General features: G+C 62.5%; 18 protein-coding genes. 17 read left to right on the forward strand and 1 reads right to left on the reverse strand.

Translation table 11 applies throughout. From position 1 onward, the window contains the following. The first annotated feature begins 28 nt into the window (after nt 1–28). The 17 genes from HLH34_RS17085 (at nt 29) to HLH34_RS17165 (ending at nt 19,292) form a co-directional block, all read left to right on the forward strand. Nucleotides 29–2,092, forward strand: coding sequence for a PQQ-dependent dehydrogenase, methanol/ethanol family (locus HLH34_RS17085; RefSeq protein ID WP_240161329.1), 2,064 nt, complete (start codon nt 29–31; stop codon nt 2,090–2,092). A 308-nt stretch (nt 2,093–2,400) separates the two neighbouring features. Beyond that, a complete protein-coding gene (locus tag HLH34_RS17090) occupies nt 2,401–4,662 on the forward strand; it encodes a TonB-dependent receptor (RefSeq protein WP_244960025.1) in 2,262 nt (753 codons plus the stop codon). 220 nt (nt 4,663–4,882) lie between these two features. After that, nucleotides 4,883–5,998: an acyl-CoA dehydrogenase family protein gene (locus tag HLH34_RS17095; protein WP_244960026.1), complete on the forward strand. Its 1,116-nt coding sequence runs from the start codon at nt 4,883–4,885 to the stop codon at nt 5,996–5,998. Nucleotides 5,999–6,038: 40 nt separating this feature from the next. After that, nucleotides 6,039–7,322 carry an aromatic ring-hydroxylating oxygenase subunit alpha gene (locus HLH34_RS17100; RefSeq protein WP_183120771.1) on the forward strand — a complete coding sequence of 428 codons (1,284 nt, stop codon included), beginning with the start codon at nt 6,039–6,041 and terminating at the stop codon, nt 7,320–7,322. Beyond that, the gene (locus tag HLH34_RS17105) at nt 7,319–7,792 is read left to right on the forward strand and encodes an aromatic-ring-hydroxylating dioxygenase subunit beta (RefSeq protein WP_183120772.1); all 474 of its coding nucleotides are present in this window, start codon (nt 7,319–7,321) and stop codon (nt 7,790–7,792) included. Before HLH34_RS17100 ends, HLH34_RS17105 begins: the two co-directional genes overlap by 4 nt. Continuing rightward, complete coding sequence (locus tag HLH34_RS17110; RefSeq protein ID WP_183120773.1) at nt 7,789–8,523, forward strand: SDR family NAD(P)-dependent oxidoreductase; 735 nt, start codon at nt 7,789–7,791, stop codon at nt 8,521–8,523. Before HLH34_RS17105 ends, HLH34_RS17110 begins: the two co-directional genes overlap by 4 nt. Then, complete coding sequence (locus HLH34_RS17115; RefSeq protein ID WP_183120774.1) at nt 8,520–9,479, forward strand: PDR/VanB family oxidoreductase; 960 nt, start codon at nt 8,520–8,522, stop codon at nt 9,477–9,479. Before HLH34_RS17110 ends, HLH34_RS17115 begins: the two co-directional genes overlap by 4 nt. Continuing rightward, nucleotides 9,434–10,471 (forward strand): ketopantoate reductase family protein, encoded by a 1,038-nt coding sequence (locus HLH34_RS17120; protein ID WP_220792233.1) that lies wholly within the window; start codon nt 9,434–9,436, stop codon nt 10,469–10,471. Before HLH34_RS17115 ends, HLH34_RS17120 begins: the two co-directional genes overlap by 46 nt. Then, nucleotides 10,471–11,229 carry a class II aldolase/adducin family protein gene (locus tag HLH34_RS17125; protein ID WP_183120776.1) on the forward strand — a complete coding sequence of 253 codons (759 nt, stop codon included), beginning with the start codon at nt 10,471–10,473 and terminating at the stop codon, nt 11,227–11,229. Before HLH34_RS17120 ends, HLH34_RS17125 begins: the two co-directional genes overlap by 1 nt. After that, the gene (locus tag HLH34_RS17130) at nt 11,226–11,708 is read left to right on the forward strand and encodes a flavin reductase family protein (protein ID WP_183120777.1); all 483 of its coding nucleotides are present in this window, start codon (nt 11,226–11,228) and stop codon (nt 11,706–11,708) included. Before HLH34_RS17125 ends, HLH34_RS17130 begins: the two co-directional genes overlap by 4 nt. Nucleotides 11,709–11,736: 28 nt before the next feature. Beyond that, entirely contained in the window at nt 11,737–12,984 is a 1,248-nt protein-coding gene (locus tag HLH34_RS17135) for an amidase (protein ID WP_183120778.1), read from the forward strand. Between the two features lie 48 nt (nt 12,985–13,032). Further along, complete coding sequence (locus tag HLH34_RS17140) at nt 13,033–13,551, forward strand: nuclear transport factor 2 family protein (protein WP_456305554.1); 519 nt, start codon at nt 13,033–13,035, stop codon at nt 13,549–13,551. Between the two features lie 103 nt (nt 13,552–13,654). Beyond that, nucleotides 13,655–14,050 carry a hypothetical protein gene (locus HLH34_RS17145; protein WP_183120780.1) on the forward strand — a complete coding sequence of 132 codons (396 nt, stop codon included), beginning with the start codon at nt 13,655–13,657 and terminating at the stop codon, nt 14,048–14,050. 310 nt (nt 14,051–14,360) lie between these two features. Beyond that, complete coding sequence (locus tag HLH34_RS17150; RefSeq protein WP_220792234.1) at nt 14,361–15,686, forward strand: spinster family MFS transporter; 1,326 nt, start codon at nt 14,361–14,363, stop codon at nt 15,684–15,686. 20 nt (nt 15,687–15,706) lie between these two features. Beyond that, nucleotides 15,707–16,789, forward strand: coding sequence for an NAD/NADP-dependent octopine/nopaline dehydrogenase family protein (locus HLH34_RS17155; protein WP_183120781.1), 1,083 nt, complete (start codon nt 15,707–15,709; stop codon nt 16,787–16,789). Next, nucleotides 16,779–17,783 carry a 3-hydroxybutyryl-CoA dehydrogenase gene (locus HLH34_RS17160; protein WP_183120782.1) on the forward strand — a complete coding sequence of 335 codons (1,005 nt, stop codon included), beginning with the start codon at nt 16,779–16,781 and terminating at the stop codon, nt 17,781–17,783. The genes HLH34_RS17155 and HLH34_RS17160 overlap by 11 nt, the downstream gene beginning before the upstream one ends. Nucleotides 17,784–17,951: 168 nt before the next feature. Then, the gene (locus tag HLH34_RS17165) at nt 17,952–19,292 is read left to right on the forward strand and encodes a CapA family protein (RefSeq protein ID WP_183120783.1); all 1,341 of its coding nucleotides are present in this window, start codon (nt 17,952–17,954) and stop codon (nt 19,290–19,292) included. A gap of 91 nt (nt 19,293–19,383) precedes the next feature. Here the strand turns inward: HLH34_RS17165 and HLH34_RS17170 are convergent, their stop codons facing one another. Next, nucleotides 19,384–20,298 (reverse strand): ketopantoate reductase family protein, encoded by a 915-nt coding sequence (locus tag HLH34_RS17170; RefSeq protein ID WP_183120784.1) that lies wholly within the window; start codon nt 20,296–20,298, stop codon nt 19,384–19,386. Between the last annotated feature and the right edge of the window lie 423 nt (nt 20,299–20,721).

A 20,721-nucleotide genomic window follows, 5' to 3' on the forward strand; every position in this document is an offset into this window, starting at 1 on the left:
CTACGGTCTCGTCGTGGCGTGCCTTTCCATGCCGGTGACGGCCGTGTTCTCCGGCGCGTCGGCCGACGATAATCCATCGGACTGGCCTCAGCACGGCCGTACGACCTTCGAGCAGCGATTCAGCCCGCTGGACCAGATCAATACGCGGACGATCGGGAGACTGGGGCTGGCCTGGCGCCAGGATTTCGACACGTCCCGCGGGCAGGAAGGCACGCCGCTGATCGTCGATGGCGTCATGTACGTGACGACCAGCTGGAGCAAGGTCGAGGCGCTGGATGCCGCGACCGGGCGTGTCCTGTGGCGTCACGACCCGGCGGTTCCGGGGGGCGTCGCGGTCAGGGGGTGCTGCGATACGGTCAATCGCGGCGCCGCGTACTGGGACGGGCGCGTGTATGTCGGGACGTTCGACGGCAGGTTGATCGCCCTGGACGCGAAGACCGGTCGCCTGGACTGGAGCGTGAATACGATTCCGCATGATGCCGCCTTGGGCGATATCCGTTCCTACACGATCGATGCGGCGCCGCGGATCGCCAAGGACGTTGTGATAATCGGCAATGGAGGGGCGGAGTTCGGGGCCCGCGGGTTCGTGTCCGGATTCGACGCCCGGACCGGTCGGTTGAAATGGCGTTTCTTTACGGTGCCGGCACCCGGAAACCAGCCTGACCATGCGGCGTCCGACAACGTTCTGTCGTCGGTCGCCTACAAGACCTGGAGTCCGACGGGTGGATGGACCCATTCCGGTGGCGGCGGTACCGTCTGGGATTCGATCGTCTATGATCCCGTGACCGGTCTGGTCTATCTGGGGGTGGGAAACGGCGCCCCCTGGAACTACAAATTCCGTTCGAACGGCGAAGGGGATAACCTGTTCCTGGCCAGCATCGTCGCCATCAGGCCGGAAACGGGCAAGTATGTCTGGCATTTCCAGGAAACGCCGAAAGACCAGTGGGACTTCACCGCGTCCCAGCCCATGATGGTGCTGGACCTGCCTGTCCAGGGGCGGATGCGCCATGTCCTTGTCCAGGCGCCGAAGAATGGTTTTTTCTATACGCTGGACGCGCGGACCGGTGCCTTTATATCGGCGATACCTTATACGTTTCTGAACTGGGCGAAGGGTATCGATCCAAAGACGGGGCGTCCGGACATCGTGCCCGACGCCTTGTGGTCGCTGACCGGCAGGACGTGGTTCGGCATTCCCGGTTCGCTCGGCGGACATAACTGGGCGCCGATGGCCTACAGCCCGCAGACCGGATACGTCTACATCCCGGCACAGCAATTGCCCGAGCCGTTCAAGGCGGATGACCATATGCGCCTGCACGATATGGGCGTGAATCTCGGCATAGACATGACGGGGCTGCCGGCCGACCCGAAGGTGCTGGCCGCTGTCGGGAAGACCGTGCAGGGGTGGCTGCTGGCCTGGGATCCGGTTGCAGGCAAGGCCGCGTTCCGCGTGCAGCACGATACGCCATGGAACGGCGGCGTCCTGGCTACAGCCGGGGGCCTTGTCTTTCAGGGGCTCGCCACGGGCGGATTCGAAGCATACGACGCCCGCACCGGCGCGCGCCTGTATCATTTCGACGCCCATAGCGGGATTGTCGCGCCACCGGTCGCATATGCTGTCCATGGCCGTCAGTATGTAGCGGTCGAAGTGGGCTGGGGCGGCATCTTTCCGCTGATGGGCGGGGCCTTGGCAAGGATGCGCAACGACAGCGTGAATCATTCTCGCTTGCTCGTTTTTGCGTTGGACGGGAAAGATCGCCTGCCGGCAGACAGCCGGCCTGTTCAGACCCTGGCGGACGGGGTGGGATCGTTCGAGCCCGAGCGCGCAAGACGCGGCTATGTATCCTATCAACATTTCTGCATGGCGTGTCATGGCGACAACGCGATTGCCGGCGGTGTGCTGCCGGACCTGCGCTGGTCGGGGGCGCTCGGCAGTCCCGATGGCTTCTATAGCATTGCAGGGATGGGGGCATTGAAGAATTTCGGCATGGTTGGCTTCTCCAGCGTTCTGAAGCCCCAGGAGATCGAAGACATCCGGCAGTTCCTGATCAGCCGCGCCCGACATGATGCCGCTCTTGGCGAAGATAAAAAATAAATCGAATACAGAATGATTCGAATAGACAATTAAGTGGAAATTTCACATGATAAATCGACCTACGGCTCCGGGCGGGGCCAGGGGGATACGGATTATGACGGCATCCGGACTTCATGCGGGGCGGTCTGTCGGGATAAACATTACGATATGGTTCCATTCCGGCTTGAACGTGCGCCGGATGACGAGGAGTGCGCAATATGTTCGCAGGACCATCGGAAGGGCTTTCAAGGCGGGAGGCATTTCGTCTTGCAGGAATTGTCCGATCCATTTTTCTATCTTCCGGCTGTTCGGTTCTGGCGATGTCGCTCATGCTGGACACTGCCCGGGCGCAGACCGGAGCGGAGGTGGCACCCTCGCCTGCCACCCAGAAGAAGCCTGTAGCGCCCGCGCACCCGCGGCGGGCGTCCGCCAACGGGACACGCCTTGAGGAAGTGACGGTCACGGCGCGTCGTCGCACCGAACGGATCGAACGGACGCCGATTTCCATGACCACGGTCACGGGTACCCAGTTCGCGGAACGTGGCATCACCTCGATCGCAAAAATCCAGAACCTCGCACCCAATATCTCGTTCGGGAATGTGGCTGCGAGTTCCGGTGTCGCGAACGCGGCGGCCATTTTCATTCGTGGCATCGGCCAGACCGACTTTTCGTTCGGTGTCGATCCGGGCGTCGGGATGTATGTCGACGGCGTATATGTCGGCAGCCCGGTTGGTTCGGTTCTTAACATGGTCGATATTTCCAGCGTTTCCGTGCTGAGGGGACCGCAGGGAACGTTGTTCGGGCGGAATACGATTGGCGGCGCGGTGGCCGTGACGTCCCTGCAACCGAACGACCATCTGTCGGCACGGGCGGACGTCAAGTACGGCACGGCAAACCGCATCGATACGCGGGCGTTCGTCAACGTGCCGCTGTCCAGTACGCTGTTCGCCAACTTCTCGGTAGGAAGTTTCATGCAGGACGGGTACGTCAACGCGCCGTACCAGAAGGATGAACGCAAACTGGGCAGTCAGGACACCCGGGTGTTCAAGGGGGCGCTCCGATGGCATCCGATCGACAAGCTGAATGTGGTTCTGCGTGGCGACTGGACCCGCGATCGCAGCAACGGCGCGCCATTCGTGACGACGGGCGTGAATCCGACGGCGACCGGCAGCATGATCGCGCTGAACAACGCTCTTGCGGGTGGAACCCTGACGAATTGTACGGCGGCAGCGTGCTATAATTCCCGTTATTTCAGCAAGAATACCAATTATGGTACGGGACCTGACTACTCGAACCTGGTTAACTGGTCGACATCCGGGACGATCGACTACGAACTGACGCCATGGCTCGATCTGAAATCGATTACGGCTTATCGCAAGAGCGAGGGGCAGTTTACCCAGGATCGTGACGCATCCCCCGTCAATATCAATTTCGTCAAGGATTTCTATATGGAGAAGCAATTCTCCGAAGAGTTTCAGGCGAACGGTCGCGCATTAAACAATCGTCTGCATTATTCTACCGGCGTCTATTATTTCGACCAGTCCGGATATGACATCAATCCGGTGAATTTCTACGTTCTCAGCCTGCTGAGCGGCGGAGATTTCCGTGATCGGAACTATGCGGCCTATGCCCAGTCGACCTATGCGGTTACCCGGAAGTTCAATGTCACGGTCGGTGTCCGCTATACGGAAGACAATAAGAGCTTCCTGCCGAACCAGTATTATATCAGTTCGATCGGCGCTCCGATCCTGTCCATTCCGCCAGGAACGCGGATCGTGCCCGAGCGCTGGTATCACAACAACAATGCCCGTTGGACGCCGATGGTCAACCTGTCCTATCAGGTGACGCCGGAGTTGATGGCCTATACGACGTTCTCGCAAGGCTTCAAGGGCGGCGGATTCACGCAGCGGCTGACGAACATCGCGCCGTCTCCGCCGTCCTTCCGGCCGGAATCGGTCAATTCGTTCGAAGGCGGCCTGAAATTCTATGGACTGGACCATCGTCTGCGGGTCAGCGCGGCCGGGTTCTTTACATTCTATGACAATGTGCAGCTTCTGGTCGCGGATGCGACGCATATCGGCCCGTACTATACCAATGCGGGCAAGGCGCATATATCGGGCTTCGAACTCGAATCGCAATACGCGTTGGGTGACGGCTGGACGGCCAGCGGTTCCGTCGGCCTGACCGATGCCCACTATACGTCGCTGACGAACAGCGTGCAGGGGCTGACCCTGGATTCGATGTTCGTGCTCGTTTCGAAATGGACGGCCAACCTGGGACTGTCCAAGCGGATCGACATGGGGAGGTACGGTGTCCTGACGCCGCGCGTCGATGCGGTCTATCGGTCGCGGTATAATGCGAACGTAAACGCGATCATGTATAATGAACTGATCCAGCCGAAATATATTCTGGTCAACCTCGGGGCGCGATGGGCCAGCGAGAGCGGCCGGTATAATTTCAGCGCCGGGCTGGACAATGCCACGAACGAAAAGTTCATGGCGTGGGGAAGCTATTCCGGCAGCTTTGGCAATTATCAGAAATCGTTCGATCGGGGTCGCCAGTGGTTCATCCAGGGCGGTGTTTCGTTCTGACCATGAGCTCTGCCGGACCTGGGGTATCCTCGTCCGGCAGATTTTTCAGAATTTAGTGGAAATATCCACTAAATGACGATAATCTATCGTCGATGCTTCGGCCGGATGAAAGGTTTCTGATGAACAGGTATGAGTCGGATGGGGAACTGGCCGTTGCGATCGCGCCGAGGGTGGCCTCCCGATGCTGAATCATGTTGGCATTTGCTCTGGCGTGGCGGACATGGATGACGCTCTGGCGCCTCTTCTGGCGGAGATCCGGGCACGAGCCCTCGAGTTCCGGCGCGCGCGGAAGATACCGGAGGAAATTGTCGAGAAATTTCGGCAGGTCGGGGTCTATCGCGCCCTGGTGGCGCGGCGTTTCGGCGGGATGGAGCTTTCGCCTGCGGTATTTCTCGAACTGATCGAAGTGATCGGCAACGCCGACGCCTCGGCGGGCTGGGTCGCCAGTTTTGGTATCTCCGCGACGTATCTCGCGGCGCTGCCCATCGCCACGCTGGAGACGATCTACCGGCACGGGCCGGATGTCGTCTTCGCCGGCGCGATTTTCCCGCCGCAGAAGGCGGAACGCGCGGATGACGGGTTTATCGTGAACGGCCGCTGGCCATATGCCAGCGGTTGCACCGGCGCATCGCTCATCGGGGTGGGGATCGGCATTCCGGGCGAGAAGGGGGCGCTGCCGCGTACCGCTGTGATGCCGGCGTCCGCGATCCGGATCGAGGAAGTCTGGGATACGATCGGCCTCGCGGGCACGGGGAGCCACGACGTCGTGGCACGGGACGTCCATGTGCCGGAGAGCTGGACATTCATTCGCGGGGGCGCGCCCAGTATGGACCTGGCAATCTACCGCTATCCGTCTCTCGGTTTCGCAGCGCAGGTTCTGACGGCCGTCGGATTGGGATGCGCGCGGCGCGCGATCGACGAGGTGACGGAAATGGCGGCCGTGCGTCAGTCCATCACCGGAGCGCCCACCATGGCCGACAGGTCCCATGTCCAGGCCGAACTGGCCGAGGCCGAGGCGATGCTGTCGTCGGCCCGCGCATTCTTCTATGCCGTGACGGAGGAAGTCTGGTTCCTGGTGGAGGGCGGCGCGGAGGTGCCGGAGGCTCTGGCAAATCGGATTCGTCTTGCCGCGACACACGGGGCGCAGGTGGCGGCGGCAGTGACGCGGAAATGTTTCGGTCTGGGCGGTATCGCGGCGGTGCAGTCGGAGCACATTCTGGGGCGCTGCATGCAAGATTGTGCCGTCGTGGCGCAGCACGCGTTCATGGCGCGGGGCAATTACGAGGCGGCGGGCCGTGTCATGCTCGGCCGCGGCGGCCGTCCCGGCTATCCGTAAAGCGGCAATTTTCTGAAGATTTTTACGAGGGAAGAGGCATATGCAGGATTTACCCGACCCCCGGACACTCCTCGCGCCCGATCGGGCCGACGGATCGATCTATAGCGACCCCGATCTGTACGACATGGAGATGGATCGCATCTTCATGCATAACTGGATCTGGGTCGCGCATCGCAGCGAAATTCCGGAACCGGGCGATTTCATCACGACGTTCGTCGGGCCGCATCCGGTCATCGTCTGTCGTGATCGGCAAGGTGTCGTGCACGTGATGCTGAACCGGTGCCGCCATCGCGCGGCGACGGTCTGCGAACTCAGGCGCGGGAAGACGGCCAGCTTTGTCTGTCCTTATCATGGCTGGGCCTACGGGCTGGACGGGACGCTGCGGGGCGTCCCGCATCAGGAAGGCTATAGCGGGCACCTCGACAAATCATCTCTTCCATTGGTGAATCTGCGCGTCGAGGAATATAACGGCCTGGTTTTCGCCACGTTCGACGAAACGATCCCGTCGCTCGATTCATGGCTGGGTCGGACAAAGCCCTGGATCGACCTGTTCATGAAACAGGGTGCGGGCTGGCCGGTGAAGACCATGGGCGAGCATAAATTCACTTTTCCGGGCAACTGGAAGATCCAGCTCGAAAACACGACCGACGCCTATCATTTTCCGATCGTGCACAAGTCGTTCCTGGATTCCGTCGACCAGGAAACACAGGATACGCTGAACTTCGTCGGCGGAAAGGGATTCGTCGAGGATCTGGGCAACGGTCATTCCGTTATGGTCATGATCCCGGAACTGGTGGATCTGGACGAGAATCTCGACGCGCCGATCCCCGAACGTTTCGCCGAACTGGCGGCCGGGCTGTCGAAGGACTACCCGCCGGAAAAAGTGCGCCAGATCATCCGCGCCGTGGGCGGTTCGGGATTCAACCTGAACCTTTTCCCGAACCTGGCCTGTTCCATGGCTTTCTTTCGCGTGCTGCGCCCTTTGAGCGCGACATCGACCGAAATCCGGCATATCGCCATCGGCATGGATGGCGGTCCGGACGTCGCCAACCAGGCGCGCCTGCGTCTGCACGAGCATTTTCAGGGGCCGATGGGTTTCGGCACACCCGATGACGCCGAGGCGTGGGATCGGGTACAGCGCGGTTCGCTGGCAGGAAAGAACATAGACATTCTGCTGAATCGCGGCTTGGGGCACGAGGCGCAGCGACCGGACGGGAACCTGTACAGCGATGTCAGCGCCGAAACCGGCATGCGCGCCGCTTACCGCCAATGGCTTGTCGCGATGACGGACAAGGCGTTTCCCGCCGAGGGAGAGGGCGCATGAGCATCACGCTGCAGGATGCGGTCGCGTTGATCGCGCTGGAGGCCGATCTGCTGGATCATGGCGCGTTCCGCGACTGGCTGACGCTTTATACGCCCGACGGCCGATATGTCGTGCCGATCGATCCGGACGTCGAGGATTTCGAGAGCGTCCTGAATTACGCCTATGATGATGCGGCGATGCGGGAAAAGCGCGTCGAACGCCTGCTGGGGGGACGGTCGATCTCGGCGGCGCCGCCTGCCCGGACCGTTCGTCTGCTGTCGCGCTACCGGATGCTGGAGACCACGGACGCGACCTGCACACTGCGCTGCGCGCAGCACCTGATGGAACTTCGCCAGGGGCGTCAGCGCGACTATGCCGCCAATGTCACGTATCGCCTGAAGAACACGGACGGGGGACTGAAGATCGACCTGAAGGTCATCCGCCTTCTGACCGCGACCGAGGCGCTGACGGCCGTGAGTTATATCCTGTGACGCCTGTCGCGCTCATAACGGGCGGTGCCCGGGGGCTTGGCGCCTGCATCGCCGGGCAACTCGCGGCCGGGGGGTACCAGGTCGTGCTTGGGGACATCGACCCGGCCGCGGCGGCGGAGACGGCGCGCCGGCTGGGTGATGGCGCGGCGGCGCTGGAACTCGATGTCTCGTCCGAAAGTGGCGTTGATTCGGCACTGGATGAGGTGGAACGGCGTTTCGGGCTACCGTGGCTGCTGGTCAACAATGCCGCGATCATGAAGGCGCAGAAGGTCCTGGAGATCGACATCGCGACGTTCGACGCGGTGATGGCCGTCAATCTGCGCGGGACGTTTCTGTGCAGCCAGCGCTTCGCGCGTCGTCTTCGGGCGCGGGAGCAGGAAGGCCGGATCGTGAATATCGGTTCGCTTGCCGGCCAGAACGGCGGGACGGCCACCGGCGCGCATTATGCCGCGTCGAAGGGGGCGGTTCACACGCTGACCAAGGTTTTCGCCCGCGACCTCGCGCCGTTCGGAATTACCGTGAACGCGATCGCGCCGGGGCCGCTGGATCTGCCATCGGTGGGCGAGACGATCGGGGTGGAAAACGCCGCCCGCGTCTTCGCCGGCCTGCCGACCGGCAAGCCGGGCGACCCGCGGACCGTCGCCCGGATGGTCGTGGAACTGGCCCGGCCGGATGCCGGCGGGATCACGGGGGCGACCATCGACATCAATAGCGGGCTTTACCTGCGATGAGTGATACCGGTGTGATCGACGTGACCGTCGCGGCGGTCGAGCGGATGGGACGTGTCTTGTGTTTCGACCTGCGCGCCGTCTCCGGCCAGCTGCCCGCGTGCCGGGCGGGCGCGCATGTCGACCTGCATCTCGGGGACGGGCTGATACGCCAGTATTCGCTTTGCGGTGATCCGGCGGACCGGGAACGGTATAGGCTGGCGGTGCTTCTGGAACCGGCGTCTCGCGGCGGGTCGCGCCGCGTACATGAGATCGTGTCGCCCGGTGCGATCTTGCAGGCGCGACAGCCGCGAAACCTCTTTCCTCTGGCGGTGGGGGCATCCCGTTCCGTGTTGGTCGGGGGAGGAATCGGCGTGACCCCCCTGATCGCCATGGCATACGAACTGCACGCGGCGGGAGCGCCCTTTACCTTGCATTATATCGCCCGCGATCCGGTCTTCGCGGATCTTCTGTTCCGGACCCCGTTCGCGGGGGCGGTACGGATCCATGACCGCAGCGATGCCGCGTCGCCGCGTTTCGAACCTGCTGCCGTGCTGTCGGCGGCCGTGGCAGATGGCGCGGCCGTCGCCGGCCTGCATGTGTATAGCTGCGGCCCCAACAGTCTGATGGATGCGGTGGACGCCGCGGCGAAGGCGATCGGCCTGCCGGACGACAACGTGCATCGCGAGGCGTTTTCCGCGCTGCCCGTCGCGGGCGGAACGGGTTTCGAGGTTCTGGCCGCCAAATCCTCCGTGCGGGTGTCGGTCGGAGAGAACGAGACCATCGCGGCGGCCCTCGCGCGGGTGGGGGTGAAAGTCGCCGTCAGCTGCGAACAGGGTATCTGCGGGACATGCGTGGTGGACCTGCTGGAAGGGATGCCGGATCACAGGGACGAGTATCTGACCGAGGAGGAGCGGTCTGAGCAGATCGCGCTGTGCTGCTCGCGCGCGCGCTCGCCGCTTCTGGTGGTCGATCTCTGATGCCGGGGCTGAAGATCTGCGTGGCCGGGGTCGGGGCGATGGGGGGGATGCTCGCCGGCATGCTCGCCCGCACGGACGTGGACCTGTCGCTCGTCGCGCGTGGCGAAACGCTCCGGACCCTTCGGGAGAAGGGGCTGACCGTGCATGACGGGCAGTCGGCGCGCATCGTGCGATGCGCCGCGAATACGCGCGCGCCCGACACGGTGCAGGACGTCGTCATCCTGGCGGCCAAGTCCCAGCAGCTTCCCGCGCTGGCTGCGTGCGTGTCGCACGCCGTCGGACCGCAGACGCTGGTCGTGCCGGTCGTCAACGGCCTGCCGTGGTGGATGACGCTGCCGACAGGAAGCCCCTGCGGCGCGGCCCGCGCCTGCGTGGATCCGGGGGGGGAGCTTGCGCGCGCGTTTCCTCCCGCCCGCGTGGTCGGGTGCGTGGCCTATGCGTTCGCATCGCTGGATGCGCCGGCGGTGGTGCGATCGGCGAAGGCGCCGACACTGGTGCTGGGGCGCGTCCAGGGGGGGAACGCCGACGACCCGGAGGTGGCTGCGCTTGTGCAGGTTCTGGACGCGGCGGGCGTCGTGATCACCCGCAGCCCCGACATACGGTGCGATGTGTGGGCCAAGCTGGCGGTCAATCTTGCCACGAATCCGCTTTCGGTTGTGTGTGAGGAGACATTGGGCGGGCTCGTCGCGGCACCGCCGACGCGTCAGGTCGTCCGCGACATGCTGGAAGAGGCCGTCACCATCGGCCGGGCATGTGGTTTCGGTCCTCTTCGCAGCGTGGACGAACAACTCGGCTCCATCGCCGTGGCAGACGGTCATCGGACGTCGATGCTTCAGGATTACCAGGCGGGCCGCGCGCTTGAACTGGATGCGATCGGATATGCGGTCATGCGGGTGGGGGCTGTCTGCGGCGTGGCCATGCCCGTAACCGCGACAATTCTCAGGCTGGCGGATTTCAAGGCCGCGCGGCCGGACAGGCAGGGAAATCGCTGATGACCATGGGTGTTCAAGAGGAAGAATGGCAGCTCCGGACACGACTGGCCGAATGCTACCATCTGATCAGTTATCATGGCTGGACGGAGATGATCTTCAATCATATCTCCGTCCGCCTGCCGGGTGAGCCGAAGCGCTACCTGGTGAACGCGTTCGGGCTGAATTACGACGAGGTCACACCAGAAAACCTTTTGGTCGTCAACGCGGACGGCCAGCTGGTCGGGGAAGCCTCCAGCAAGCCCAATCCGGCGGGTTTCGCTCTGCATGGGGCGATCCATGCGGCGCGGGACGACATTCACTGCATCATACATACCCACACGAACGCGGTCTGCGCCGTCGCGATGAAGCAGGACGGCTTCAGCCACGACAATTTTTACGGCGCGCAACTTTTCGGCCGTGTCGGCTACCATGATTTCGAGGGCATCACCCTGTATGACGAGGAACGCCCCAGGATGCTGGCCAGCCTGGGCGACAAGCATGTGCTGGTGCTGCGCAACCATGGAATCGCGGTCGGGGAAAGCGACGTCGCACGGGCCTTCTTCCTGCTATGGACTGTCCAGCGCGCCGCGGAAATCCAGTGTCACGCCGGCATGATTCCGGGGGCGGACGTCATCATTGCCGATACCGTCAAGCAGGCATGCGCGCGCGACGCGGCACGGCTGATCGCCAGATCATCAGCGGCGGACAAGATGTTCGACGCGGCGGTTCGCAAGATGCGCAGGGAATGCGGCCCGCTATGGCCGGGGGATAAAACATGACCGGCGTGACGGCGGACGAATTCCGCAAGGCCATGTCGCATTTCGCGACAGGTGTGGCCGTGGTCATGGCGGCGGGAGACGAGGGAGAACACGGGGCGACAATCAGCGCGCTCAGTTCAGTCTCGCTCGATCCTTTGACGCTGCTGGTCTGCCTGAATCGCAAAAGTGCGACCTGTCGCGCCATCGAAAAAAACGGGAGCTTCGGTCTGAGCATACTGCGACGGGACCAGGCGGATATCGCCCGGCATTTTGCCATGCCGGCCCATGCCAAGATAGTGCATGACCACGGTATCCGCCATGCCGACGGCACGTCCTTCGTCCGGGGTGCCCTGGTGCAGATCGGCCTTGAGGTCGTGGAGACCCTGCGGGGCGGAACGCACGAGGTCTTTATGGCGAGGCCGCTGCATATCGCCATGAATGTCCGGTCCGAGGTCGAGCCGCTTCTGTATTACCGGGGGACGTTTGACCTGACGCCCTGACGAAGCCAGCGGGAAGGAGAAACGACGCATGCACGACGAGACAGAGCAGGAAATCGCCACGCGCCTTATCGGCCGTGTTGATCGGTACGAGTCCACCATTCGGGCCTTCGCCAGCTACGATCCCGCCCGGGCAAGGCAGGAGGCCGCGACGGCCGCGCAGGGGCCGCTGTCCGGCCTGTCCGTGGGCGTCAAGGACATCATCGATACGGCGTATTATCCCACCGGGCACGGGTCGCCCATCTATGACGGGAACCATACGCGAAACGACGCGGCCTGCGTCACGCTTCTCCGGCAGGCCGGCGCATTGTGCGTCGGCAAGACGGTGACCACGGAATTTGCATTTTTTCGCGCGGGCGCCACCGTCAATCCGTACGATCTGTCCCGGACGCCGGGCGGTTCCTCAAGCGGTTCCGCCGCCGCGGTTGCCGCCGGCATGATCGATATCGGGCTGGCATCGCAGACGGCGGCATCGCTGACCCGGCCGGCATCCTATTGCGGGATCGTCGGATTTAAGCCATCCTACGGGCGCTATGCGGCGGCTGGCGTCAAGGGGCTTGCACCGTCGTTCGATACGCTGGGAACATTGACGGCCGACGTGGCGACGGCCGTGCTGGCGGATGGCGTTCTGAAAGGTCCGTGTCCAGTCCGCATGACGCCGTCTGCCCGGGTGCCGGCGCGTATCGGCCTGTGCCGCACCCCTTGGTGGGACGAGGCAGAGGATTCCACGCGCCTGGCGCTACTGGATTCGGGCCGGCGTTTCGGTACCCATGCCGATGTGGAGGACGTCGACCTGTCGGCGTTCTCGGACGCGGCGGATCTTCATGTCACGATCATGAGTTATGAAGCCGCTCAGGCTCTGGCATGGGAATTCACCGACAGGCGTGCCCTGATGAGCCAGCAGATCGTCGGCCTGCTGGAAGCCGGACGGGCGATCGGATACGAGACGTACCGCGCTGCCCTGACACGCGCCGCCGCCTTGCGCGAGCGGATCGACACTCTGTTCGATCGCTACGACGTGCTGCTTGCGCCCGCCGCGCCAGGGGTTGCGCCGAAACGGGAGCAGGGTACGGGCAGCCCAATTTTCAGCCGGCTGTGGACGCTGTTGCGGCTGCCGACCGTAACGTTACCTGGTCCGGTAGGGGACGGCGGCCTGCCGGTGGGCGTGCAACTACTGGGCCGGATCGGAAGCGACGAGGATTTGCTGAATGTCGCCGCATGGGCGGAGGCCATCTTGCCCGCGCGGCCCGTTCCGGCTATCTGCCGACAGGGGGAGTAGATGACAACTCCGACGTTGGAACACCGTCTGGACGCCCTGGCGGCGCGCGTGGCGCAACTGGAAGCCGAGGCGGAGATCCGCCGGATTCAGGCACGGTATATGTTCCTGTGCGATACGCCATGCCCCGAATTCGGCATCATGGACGATGCGCAGCGCATCGATCGGATCATGGACCTCTATGCCGAAGATGCGATCTGGGAGGGCGTGGGCGATTATTATGACAACCAGTTCGGACGCTGTGTCGGCAAGGCGGCCATACGTACGCATTTTGAAAGTTTCTGGAACGAAAAACGCGACCCGAATTTGCTTCTGAACGTCCATTATCTGACGTCCGAGCAGATTCACGTCCACGGCGATACGGCGGATGGCCAATGGGTGCACTGCCAGCCATGGATTTTCAGTGACGGGACATCTCTGCTGCGGTCGAGCCGGCTGAACAATCTTTTCCGGCGCCAGGGCAATGTCTGGAAAATCACGCGCACCCGAACGGAAAATCTGTTTGTCGCGCCGCTGCCGGCTGGCTGGGCCGGCAGCTTTCCTGCGCGTTCCGTACTGATGAAGCCGTGAGGATGTTCAGAAAATTTCCCATTCATGGTTTTTACCACTTCCTTCCCCTGCCCGAGCATGTGTTCGAGCAGGATCAGTTCTGCCATGGCAGGAAAGGACGAACATGACCGATATCGCTGATGTGGTGACCAAGGAGATCGTGGAGCTGCATCGTCTGTTGCAGGCGTGGTTTTGCGGCGAGGGAACGAATGATCCCGAGGTCATCCTGGAACGGTTCGATCCCGGCTACATGATGGTGGGTGCGGCCGGTCGCGTCGTGAGTTATGAGGATTTCCAGAAAATTCTTCCCGCGCTGCACGGTTCGCGCCCGACGCTGGTCATGCAGATCTCTGACGTTCGGGTCTGTCATGCATTCGAAGGGGGTGTCCTGGCCTTCTATCGGGAAGTCCAGACCACGGGGGAAAGCCGCAACGCACGCTGGTCCAGCGTCATGTTCCTGTTTTCAGAGGACGGTCAGGCGCTGCGCTGGCGGCATCTGCACGAAACGTTCGTGGCCTGATATCTTATCGTCCTATTTCCTCGCGCCGGCGGTGACGCTGGCCGGGGACGCGCGGCGATGAGCGATGCATCGTCTTACGCGGTTGCCGGGCGCGGCAAAGGGCAGGGATCGTTCGTCTTCGAATCAGGTCATTATTCAATAAAATTCAATTGTATCGGGGTAATTTTTCATCTGCTTGCCTGGCGTGGCAGTTTGAAAATTTGTTACAATATCATTGCGAAATGCATGGAATCATGCCTAGCCTAGCGTAGTCTTGCGCAACGTGAACGATGCGTCGTCCGAAATATGCTTCGGCCCAAGGGCAGCCCAGATGCAGATAGTTGAACAATCACGTGAACTGGAATACGAATCGGCGGGTCTGTGGAAGGCCTGGTCAATCGTCCTTCTGTGCATGCTCGCCTATATCTTGTCCTTTATCGATCGACAGATTCTTGCGCTGCTTGTCGGTCCGATCCGGGCCGATCTCCACATTTCCGATACGCAATTCGGCCTTTTGAACGGCCTCGCATTCTCGATTTTTTACGCCACCATGGGAATCCCTATTGCGGGCCTGTCCGATCGTTCATCCCGTCCACGGATCATCGTCTGCGGAATTGCGGTGTGGAGCGCCGCCACAATGGCGTGCGGCATGGCAAGATCATTCGGCCACCTCTTCCTGTCGCGCATCCTCGTCGGTGCCGGTGAAGCGGCGCTCTCGCCTGCCGCCTACTCTCTCATTGCGGATCTCTTTCCGCGCGACAGGATGGGGCGAGCTCTGGCCGTCTATTCACTCGGAACGCTGCTGGGAACCGGACTGGCCTTTCTCGTCGGCGGCGTCGTCATTGCGGCCATATCGTCGGCGGCCCGCTATTCTCTTGCCGGCCTGTCGTTCTCGCCTTGGCAGGTCACGATGTTTATCGTCGGCGCGCCCGGAATTATTCTTGCCATCGTCATTGGAACAGTCGTCAAGGATCCGCGGCGTGCACGTGCCCTGGATCCCTCTGTTCCTACGATCGCGAGCGTATTTCGAGAGCTGACCTCTCAGCCTGGTATCTACGTGCCTCTTCTGCTCGGCTTTTCGCTTGCGGCGATGGCGCTGTATGGTCTCCTGAGCTGGATCCCCGCGCATCTGATGCGTCGCTTCGACATGGGGCCCCGTCAGGTCGGATTGCTGCTCGGTCCGATCGCGATCATTGCAGGCGGCGGAGGCAATCTCGTCAGCGGGTGGCTGGTCGACGGTTTCGCCGGAAAGGGCCGGCACGATGCACCGTTTCTGGTGGGCATGATCGGCGCGGCCGGCGTGGCACTCCCGTCGCTCGCAATCGGCCTCGCACCCAGTTTGGGGATCGCGATCCCGCTTGTCGCGGCCGCACTGTTCTTCGCTGCGTTCCCGATGGCGCCATCAACCGTCGTCATGCAGGTCGCCGCACCGGCATCGATACGCTCGCGCGTATCGGCCATCTTTCTGTTTTGCAATTCCTTCATCGGCCTGGCCCTGAGTTCGGCGCTGATCGGCTTTACCAATGATCGCTTCTTCGGGGGCAATGACATCGGGTTGGCGATGGGCATCGTCGTCTCGATCGCCGCGGTTCTCGCAATCTTCGTTTTGCACATGGGACGGCGCCCATTCGGCGCCCGGCATCCCTTCCGGGCCTGATTCCAAGGAGATCATCAAGGATGCGTACAGCAGTATTGGGCGGTGGGCATGGTTGCTACGCCGCGGCGGCGGAGTTGTCCGAAAAGGGGCATGAAGTCTGGTTCTGGCGCCGGGACGCCAATGCTTTCGCGCCGGTGACCGAGAGTCGCGCGATCAAGGTGAAGGATCGCCACGGCGTGCGCACCGTCGCGATCGCTCACCCGACGACCGACCTTGCCGAGGCCGTGGCCAATGCAGAGCTGATTGTCATTCCCCTGCCGGCGATCGCGCAAGAGGGACTGGCCGGACAGGTCGCGCCGCTCCTCCGCGATGGCCAGGTCATCTTCCTGCCGCCCGGTACGCTCGGCAGTATCGTCTTCGCCCAGGCCATGGCGAAGGCGGGCAATCATGCCGATGTCGCGATCGCCGAGACCGGCACGCTGCCTTACCTCGTCCGCAAGCATGGGCCGGCTTCGATCGTTGTCAGTGGCTACGCGACCCGGTTGCCGACGGGTATCTATCCGTCGCGCCTGGCGGGCCATGCCTTGCCGATTCTCCAGCGGGCCTATCCCTCGATCGAACCGATCGAGGATGCGCTGTCCGGAGCGTTGATGAATGCCGGCCCGGTCATCCATCCGCCGCTCATCCTGCTCAATGCCGGTCCGCTCGAACATTTCGAGAGCTGGGATATCCACAATGAGGGCACCCAGCCGGCAATCCGCCGTGTCACCACCGCGCTCGACCGGGAGCGGATGGACGTTCGTGAGGCGCTGGGCTATGGCGCACCGCATTTCCCGCTCGCCGATCATTATGACGAGAGTGGCGACGAGTGGATGTATGGCCGCCGGGCGCATGGCGAATTGACCGACAGCGGTGACTGGCGGGAAAAGATCGACCTCCAGACGCATCGCTACATGCGCGAGGATACGGCGCTGGGTCTCGCGCTGCTCGTGTCGATCGGCCGTTGGGCCGGTTGCCCGACGCCGGTCGCCTCGGGGCTGCTCGCGGTCGCGAGCGCGGTGACGGGGGAGGATCTCTATGCCGGTGGCCGCACGCTCGAAGCTCTCGGGCTTGCCGGGCTCGACCGCGCCGGCATGGATAAGGTCATGACCGATGGCTTCTGAGCATCGGGTCGCGGTTCTCGGGGCCGGCCGCATGGGGCGGGGCATCGCGCTCTCCCTCTCGTACGCGGGACATCCGGTGGTGGTGGTCGATCTCATGCCGCGCGAGGCCGCGGCCTCGCGCGGGCTGGAGGCCGAGATGCGGGCGGAGATTGAACGGGATCTCGCCTTTCTTTCGGACGTCGGCGTACTCGAGGATGGCGGGGGCGAGGTGGTACAGGCCTCGATTCGTTTCGCCGACGCGGCTAGGGCCGCCGACGCGGTGGCTGACGCGACGATCGTGTTCGAGTGTGTGCCGGAGACGATCGAGGCCAAGCGGCCCTGTTACGAATGGGTAAGCCGCCATGCGCCGGCGGATTGCATCGTCGCTTCGACCACCTCGACCATCGATGCGCAGACGCTGGCGGCGCTGGTCACGAGGCCGGAGCGGTTCCTCAATGCGCATTGGCTCAATCCCGCGCATCTGATCCCGCTGGTCGAACTCAGCCCTTCGGTTGCGACATCGTCCGATACGATTCATCGGATGAAGCAGTTCTTGTCCGCTTGCGGCAAGGTGCCGATCGTGTGTGCCTCCTCGCCTGGCTATATCGTGCCGCGTATCCAGGCGCTCGCGATGAACGAGGCGGCGCGGCTGGTCGAGGAAGGCGTCGCGAGCGCGGAAGATGTCGACATGGCCGTCCGTGTCGGCTTCGGTCTGCGCTTCGCGGTGCTCGGTCTCCTCGAGTTCATCGATTGGGGAGGTTGCGACATCCTGCATCATGCCAGTTTCTTTCTGTCCGCCAAGGTGGATGCAGCTCGCTTCGCCGCGCCGAAGCTGATTTCCGATCACATGGAACAGGGCCGACGCGGCCTGCGCGACGGCGCGGGATTCTATGAGTACGAAGGTGTCGATCTCGGCGAATATCGTCGGAAGCGGATGCATGACTTCATTCACCTGCTGCAGGCGCGGCAATTGATGCCGGTGCGAGGTGGCAATACCCGCCCGGACCATCAATGAGACAGCTTCGACAATGTCCATGCCTGGGACGTGACAGCCCATGATTTTATGGCGCGACGGCGCCGGCACTCTTCGCAGTGCCTGCCGAACCGTAGACGGAGAGAACATCGCGTCCGACAGAACCGCGCCGCGGACGCTTTGCCCTATATGTCGGGAAAGAGGCGCAGCATGCAGTTCCGCTCATTTCTGTCGTGCCGACATGCACGAGCCGGGTCCGGCGCCCATCGATCCGATGCCGACGTCTCGAAGAGTTCCGCTTCCGGAGGCGCGGCACGGTTACGTGTCGTCCCTGTCTTTCTCGGGCTGGTCGCCGCTGTTCTGCCGGGAGCCCATGCCGCCATCGGCGCGAGCAGGCCCGATCCGGCGCGCACCCTCAGCATCGTGCTGACGGGCCAGTCGCTGATCCGCTCGGATATCCGCGTGACGTCGCCTTCCACAGGTCCGGCGATAGAACCGATGCTGAAGGCTGACGCGGTCTTTACGAACTTCGAGACCACGGTGGGCGAGGGCGGCGAAACGGGCAAAGGGTTCAACGCGCCCTCATTTTCGGCTCCTCCCCAGGCAGTCGACGCCCTCCGGTCGCTGGGGTTCAATCTCATATCTCTGGCAAACAATCATTCGTGGGATCTGCGGACGCGCGGAATCGAGAACACGCTTCGGAAGATGACGTCGGCCGAAATAGTCCATGCGGGAGTCGGCGAAAATCTGCACGATGCGGAAGCACCAGCCTATCTGACGACGCCGCATGGCACCGTTGGACTCGTCGCGATGGCGTCGGGCTTGATTGCTCCGGGCGCGGCGGCCGCACCAGGCCGCGCCGGGGTCAACGAACTGCGCGTGGAAGGCAACGGCAATCCTGACATGGGCGATCAGCAACGCATCCTGAACCGTATCCGCGAAGCTGCGAAACATGCCGATATCGTCGTCGCGTATCATCATAATCATATATTCCCTTCGTCGGCTGACTTTCTGATGATGATGAACGAGCAACTGCCGGAGCGGCTTGTCCCGCCCGAATGGGTTAAACGTTGGGCGCACAGAGAGGTCGATGCCGGTGCGAACGTCGTGGTTATGCATGGTGCTCCGCTTCTCCACGGGGTCGAAATCTATAATGGCTCCGTCATCCTGTACGATCTCGGGAATTTCATTTTCCAACTTCCCGCGACCCCGCCACGCTTCGAGGAGACGATGTGTTGGGAAAGCGTTATTGCCTCGGTCGAATTCAAAGGCAGGACGCTTCACTCCGTCACGTTTCGCCCTATTGATGTCAATAAGGGGCGGGACGATGGCGACCGTTATCTGGCCATGCGCGGCATGCCCGCACCGGCGGCCGGTACTCATGCACGCTATATTCTTGAACGTCTGGCCCGCCTCTCGGAACCCTTCGGAATGGTGATGCGGATCGACGGTGCCTCCGCTACGATAAAGTTGGGGGCACGTCACGATTCAACAGGGTCCGGCACGCTGTCGGCTTGGGGAGCGCGGGCCGACCACCACGATCAGCGGTAAGGGCTTCGCCCGTTCCTCCTCCATGGTCTCGTCAACGTCATACTCGAATGGACGCGTCACCCTCGCATATACCTGCCGAAAGACCGCGTGCTTACTGAGTCGGTTCCAGGATCCGGACGAGATTGGCGAGAGTCCTGGTTACGGGAACATCTATATTGACCTTGCCCGCCATCTCGACGATCGCACCGTTGATGGCTTCGATCTCGGTCGGACGACCGGCGTCACGATCCTGGAGCATGGATGGCCGATGATCCCCCTGGGCGGAGAGGGCGTGGTCGACACGTTCCAGAACCGTGGACAGGCGTGCATTGATGCCGAGCGCGTTGGCGACACTGACGACCTCGCGCGCGACCGCGTCGAGAATCCAGCGCCCGGATGCGTTGTCGAGGAATCCGACAGGCTTCCCCGCGATGGTGGCGGTGGCGTTGAGGGCTGCATTGAACGCCGCCTTTTCCCATATTGACGGGCGCGGATCGTCCTGCGGCTCTACCGTAAAGCGTGCGTGTCTCAATAGTTCCGTCGCGGCAGCGACGGCCCGTCGCGACGATGCGTCAACGCCGCCAATCCAGATCGTCCCTCTGCCGTGTGTTTCGATGACACCGGCGACAAGGTCGGCGGACACGTCCGTCACGGCCAGCAGCGGGGTCGTGTCGCCAGACAGGCTCATCAGAGTCGTTTCATGTCTCAGGCCATTGGAAAAGCTGATGGCGGTCGAATCATCCGCCGCGAGATGTTTGACGCTCCGTATCGCGGCGGGCAGGGCGGCTGCCTTGGTCGTGAACAGAAAGATATTGATCGGCCCGTCAATGTTTCGAGCCGATGCTGCCCCGGGGCGAGCATGCCGCTCGATGCCGTTTTCGCGCCAACGAATTCCATGCCGCTCAATTTCCGAGAGCCTGGCGAGGTCGATGTCGATCGTCACCACCTCTCGGCCGCTAGCGGCGATGCGCCCCGCGAAAAGGGATCCCAGCGCACCCGCGCCAATGACAGCAATTCGTCCGTGCATAATCGTCCCATATCCGCTGAAGACGTAAAGATATACAAATAATTGTCTGCAATTCTAGTGGATCTGAGAATGACTGCCATTGAAAATCATGCCGCTGAAACGACGGCCGTGATGCACTGGCCAACGCAATGTGGGCCCACTTGAAGGATCCCGCCTGTGTCGTCTCTATCCGCCTTTCTTGGTCGAGAATGTAGAGCAGACGGTCGGCTTTGCGACCGCGCTGTCGGTTCGTGCCACGCAATGGTCGCATTGAGACCGCCGATGCGATTCGACGTTGATACCATTGCAGGCTGTGCCCGGCTGCATGCCCCAAGGAATTGCGGCGTCCGTCCTACCAGCCCCGCCCCATCGCGCTGGGGACCAATACCGACCCGTACCAGCCGGTCGAACGGACGCAGGGCCTGACGCGCGCGATCCTGGATG

It is taken from the genome of Gluconacetobacter azotocaptans, assembly GCF_014174355.1.
GTDB lineage: Bacteria > Pseudomonadota > Alphaproteobacteria > Acetobacterales > Acetobacteraceae > Gluconacetobacter > Gluconacetobacter azotocaptans.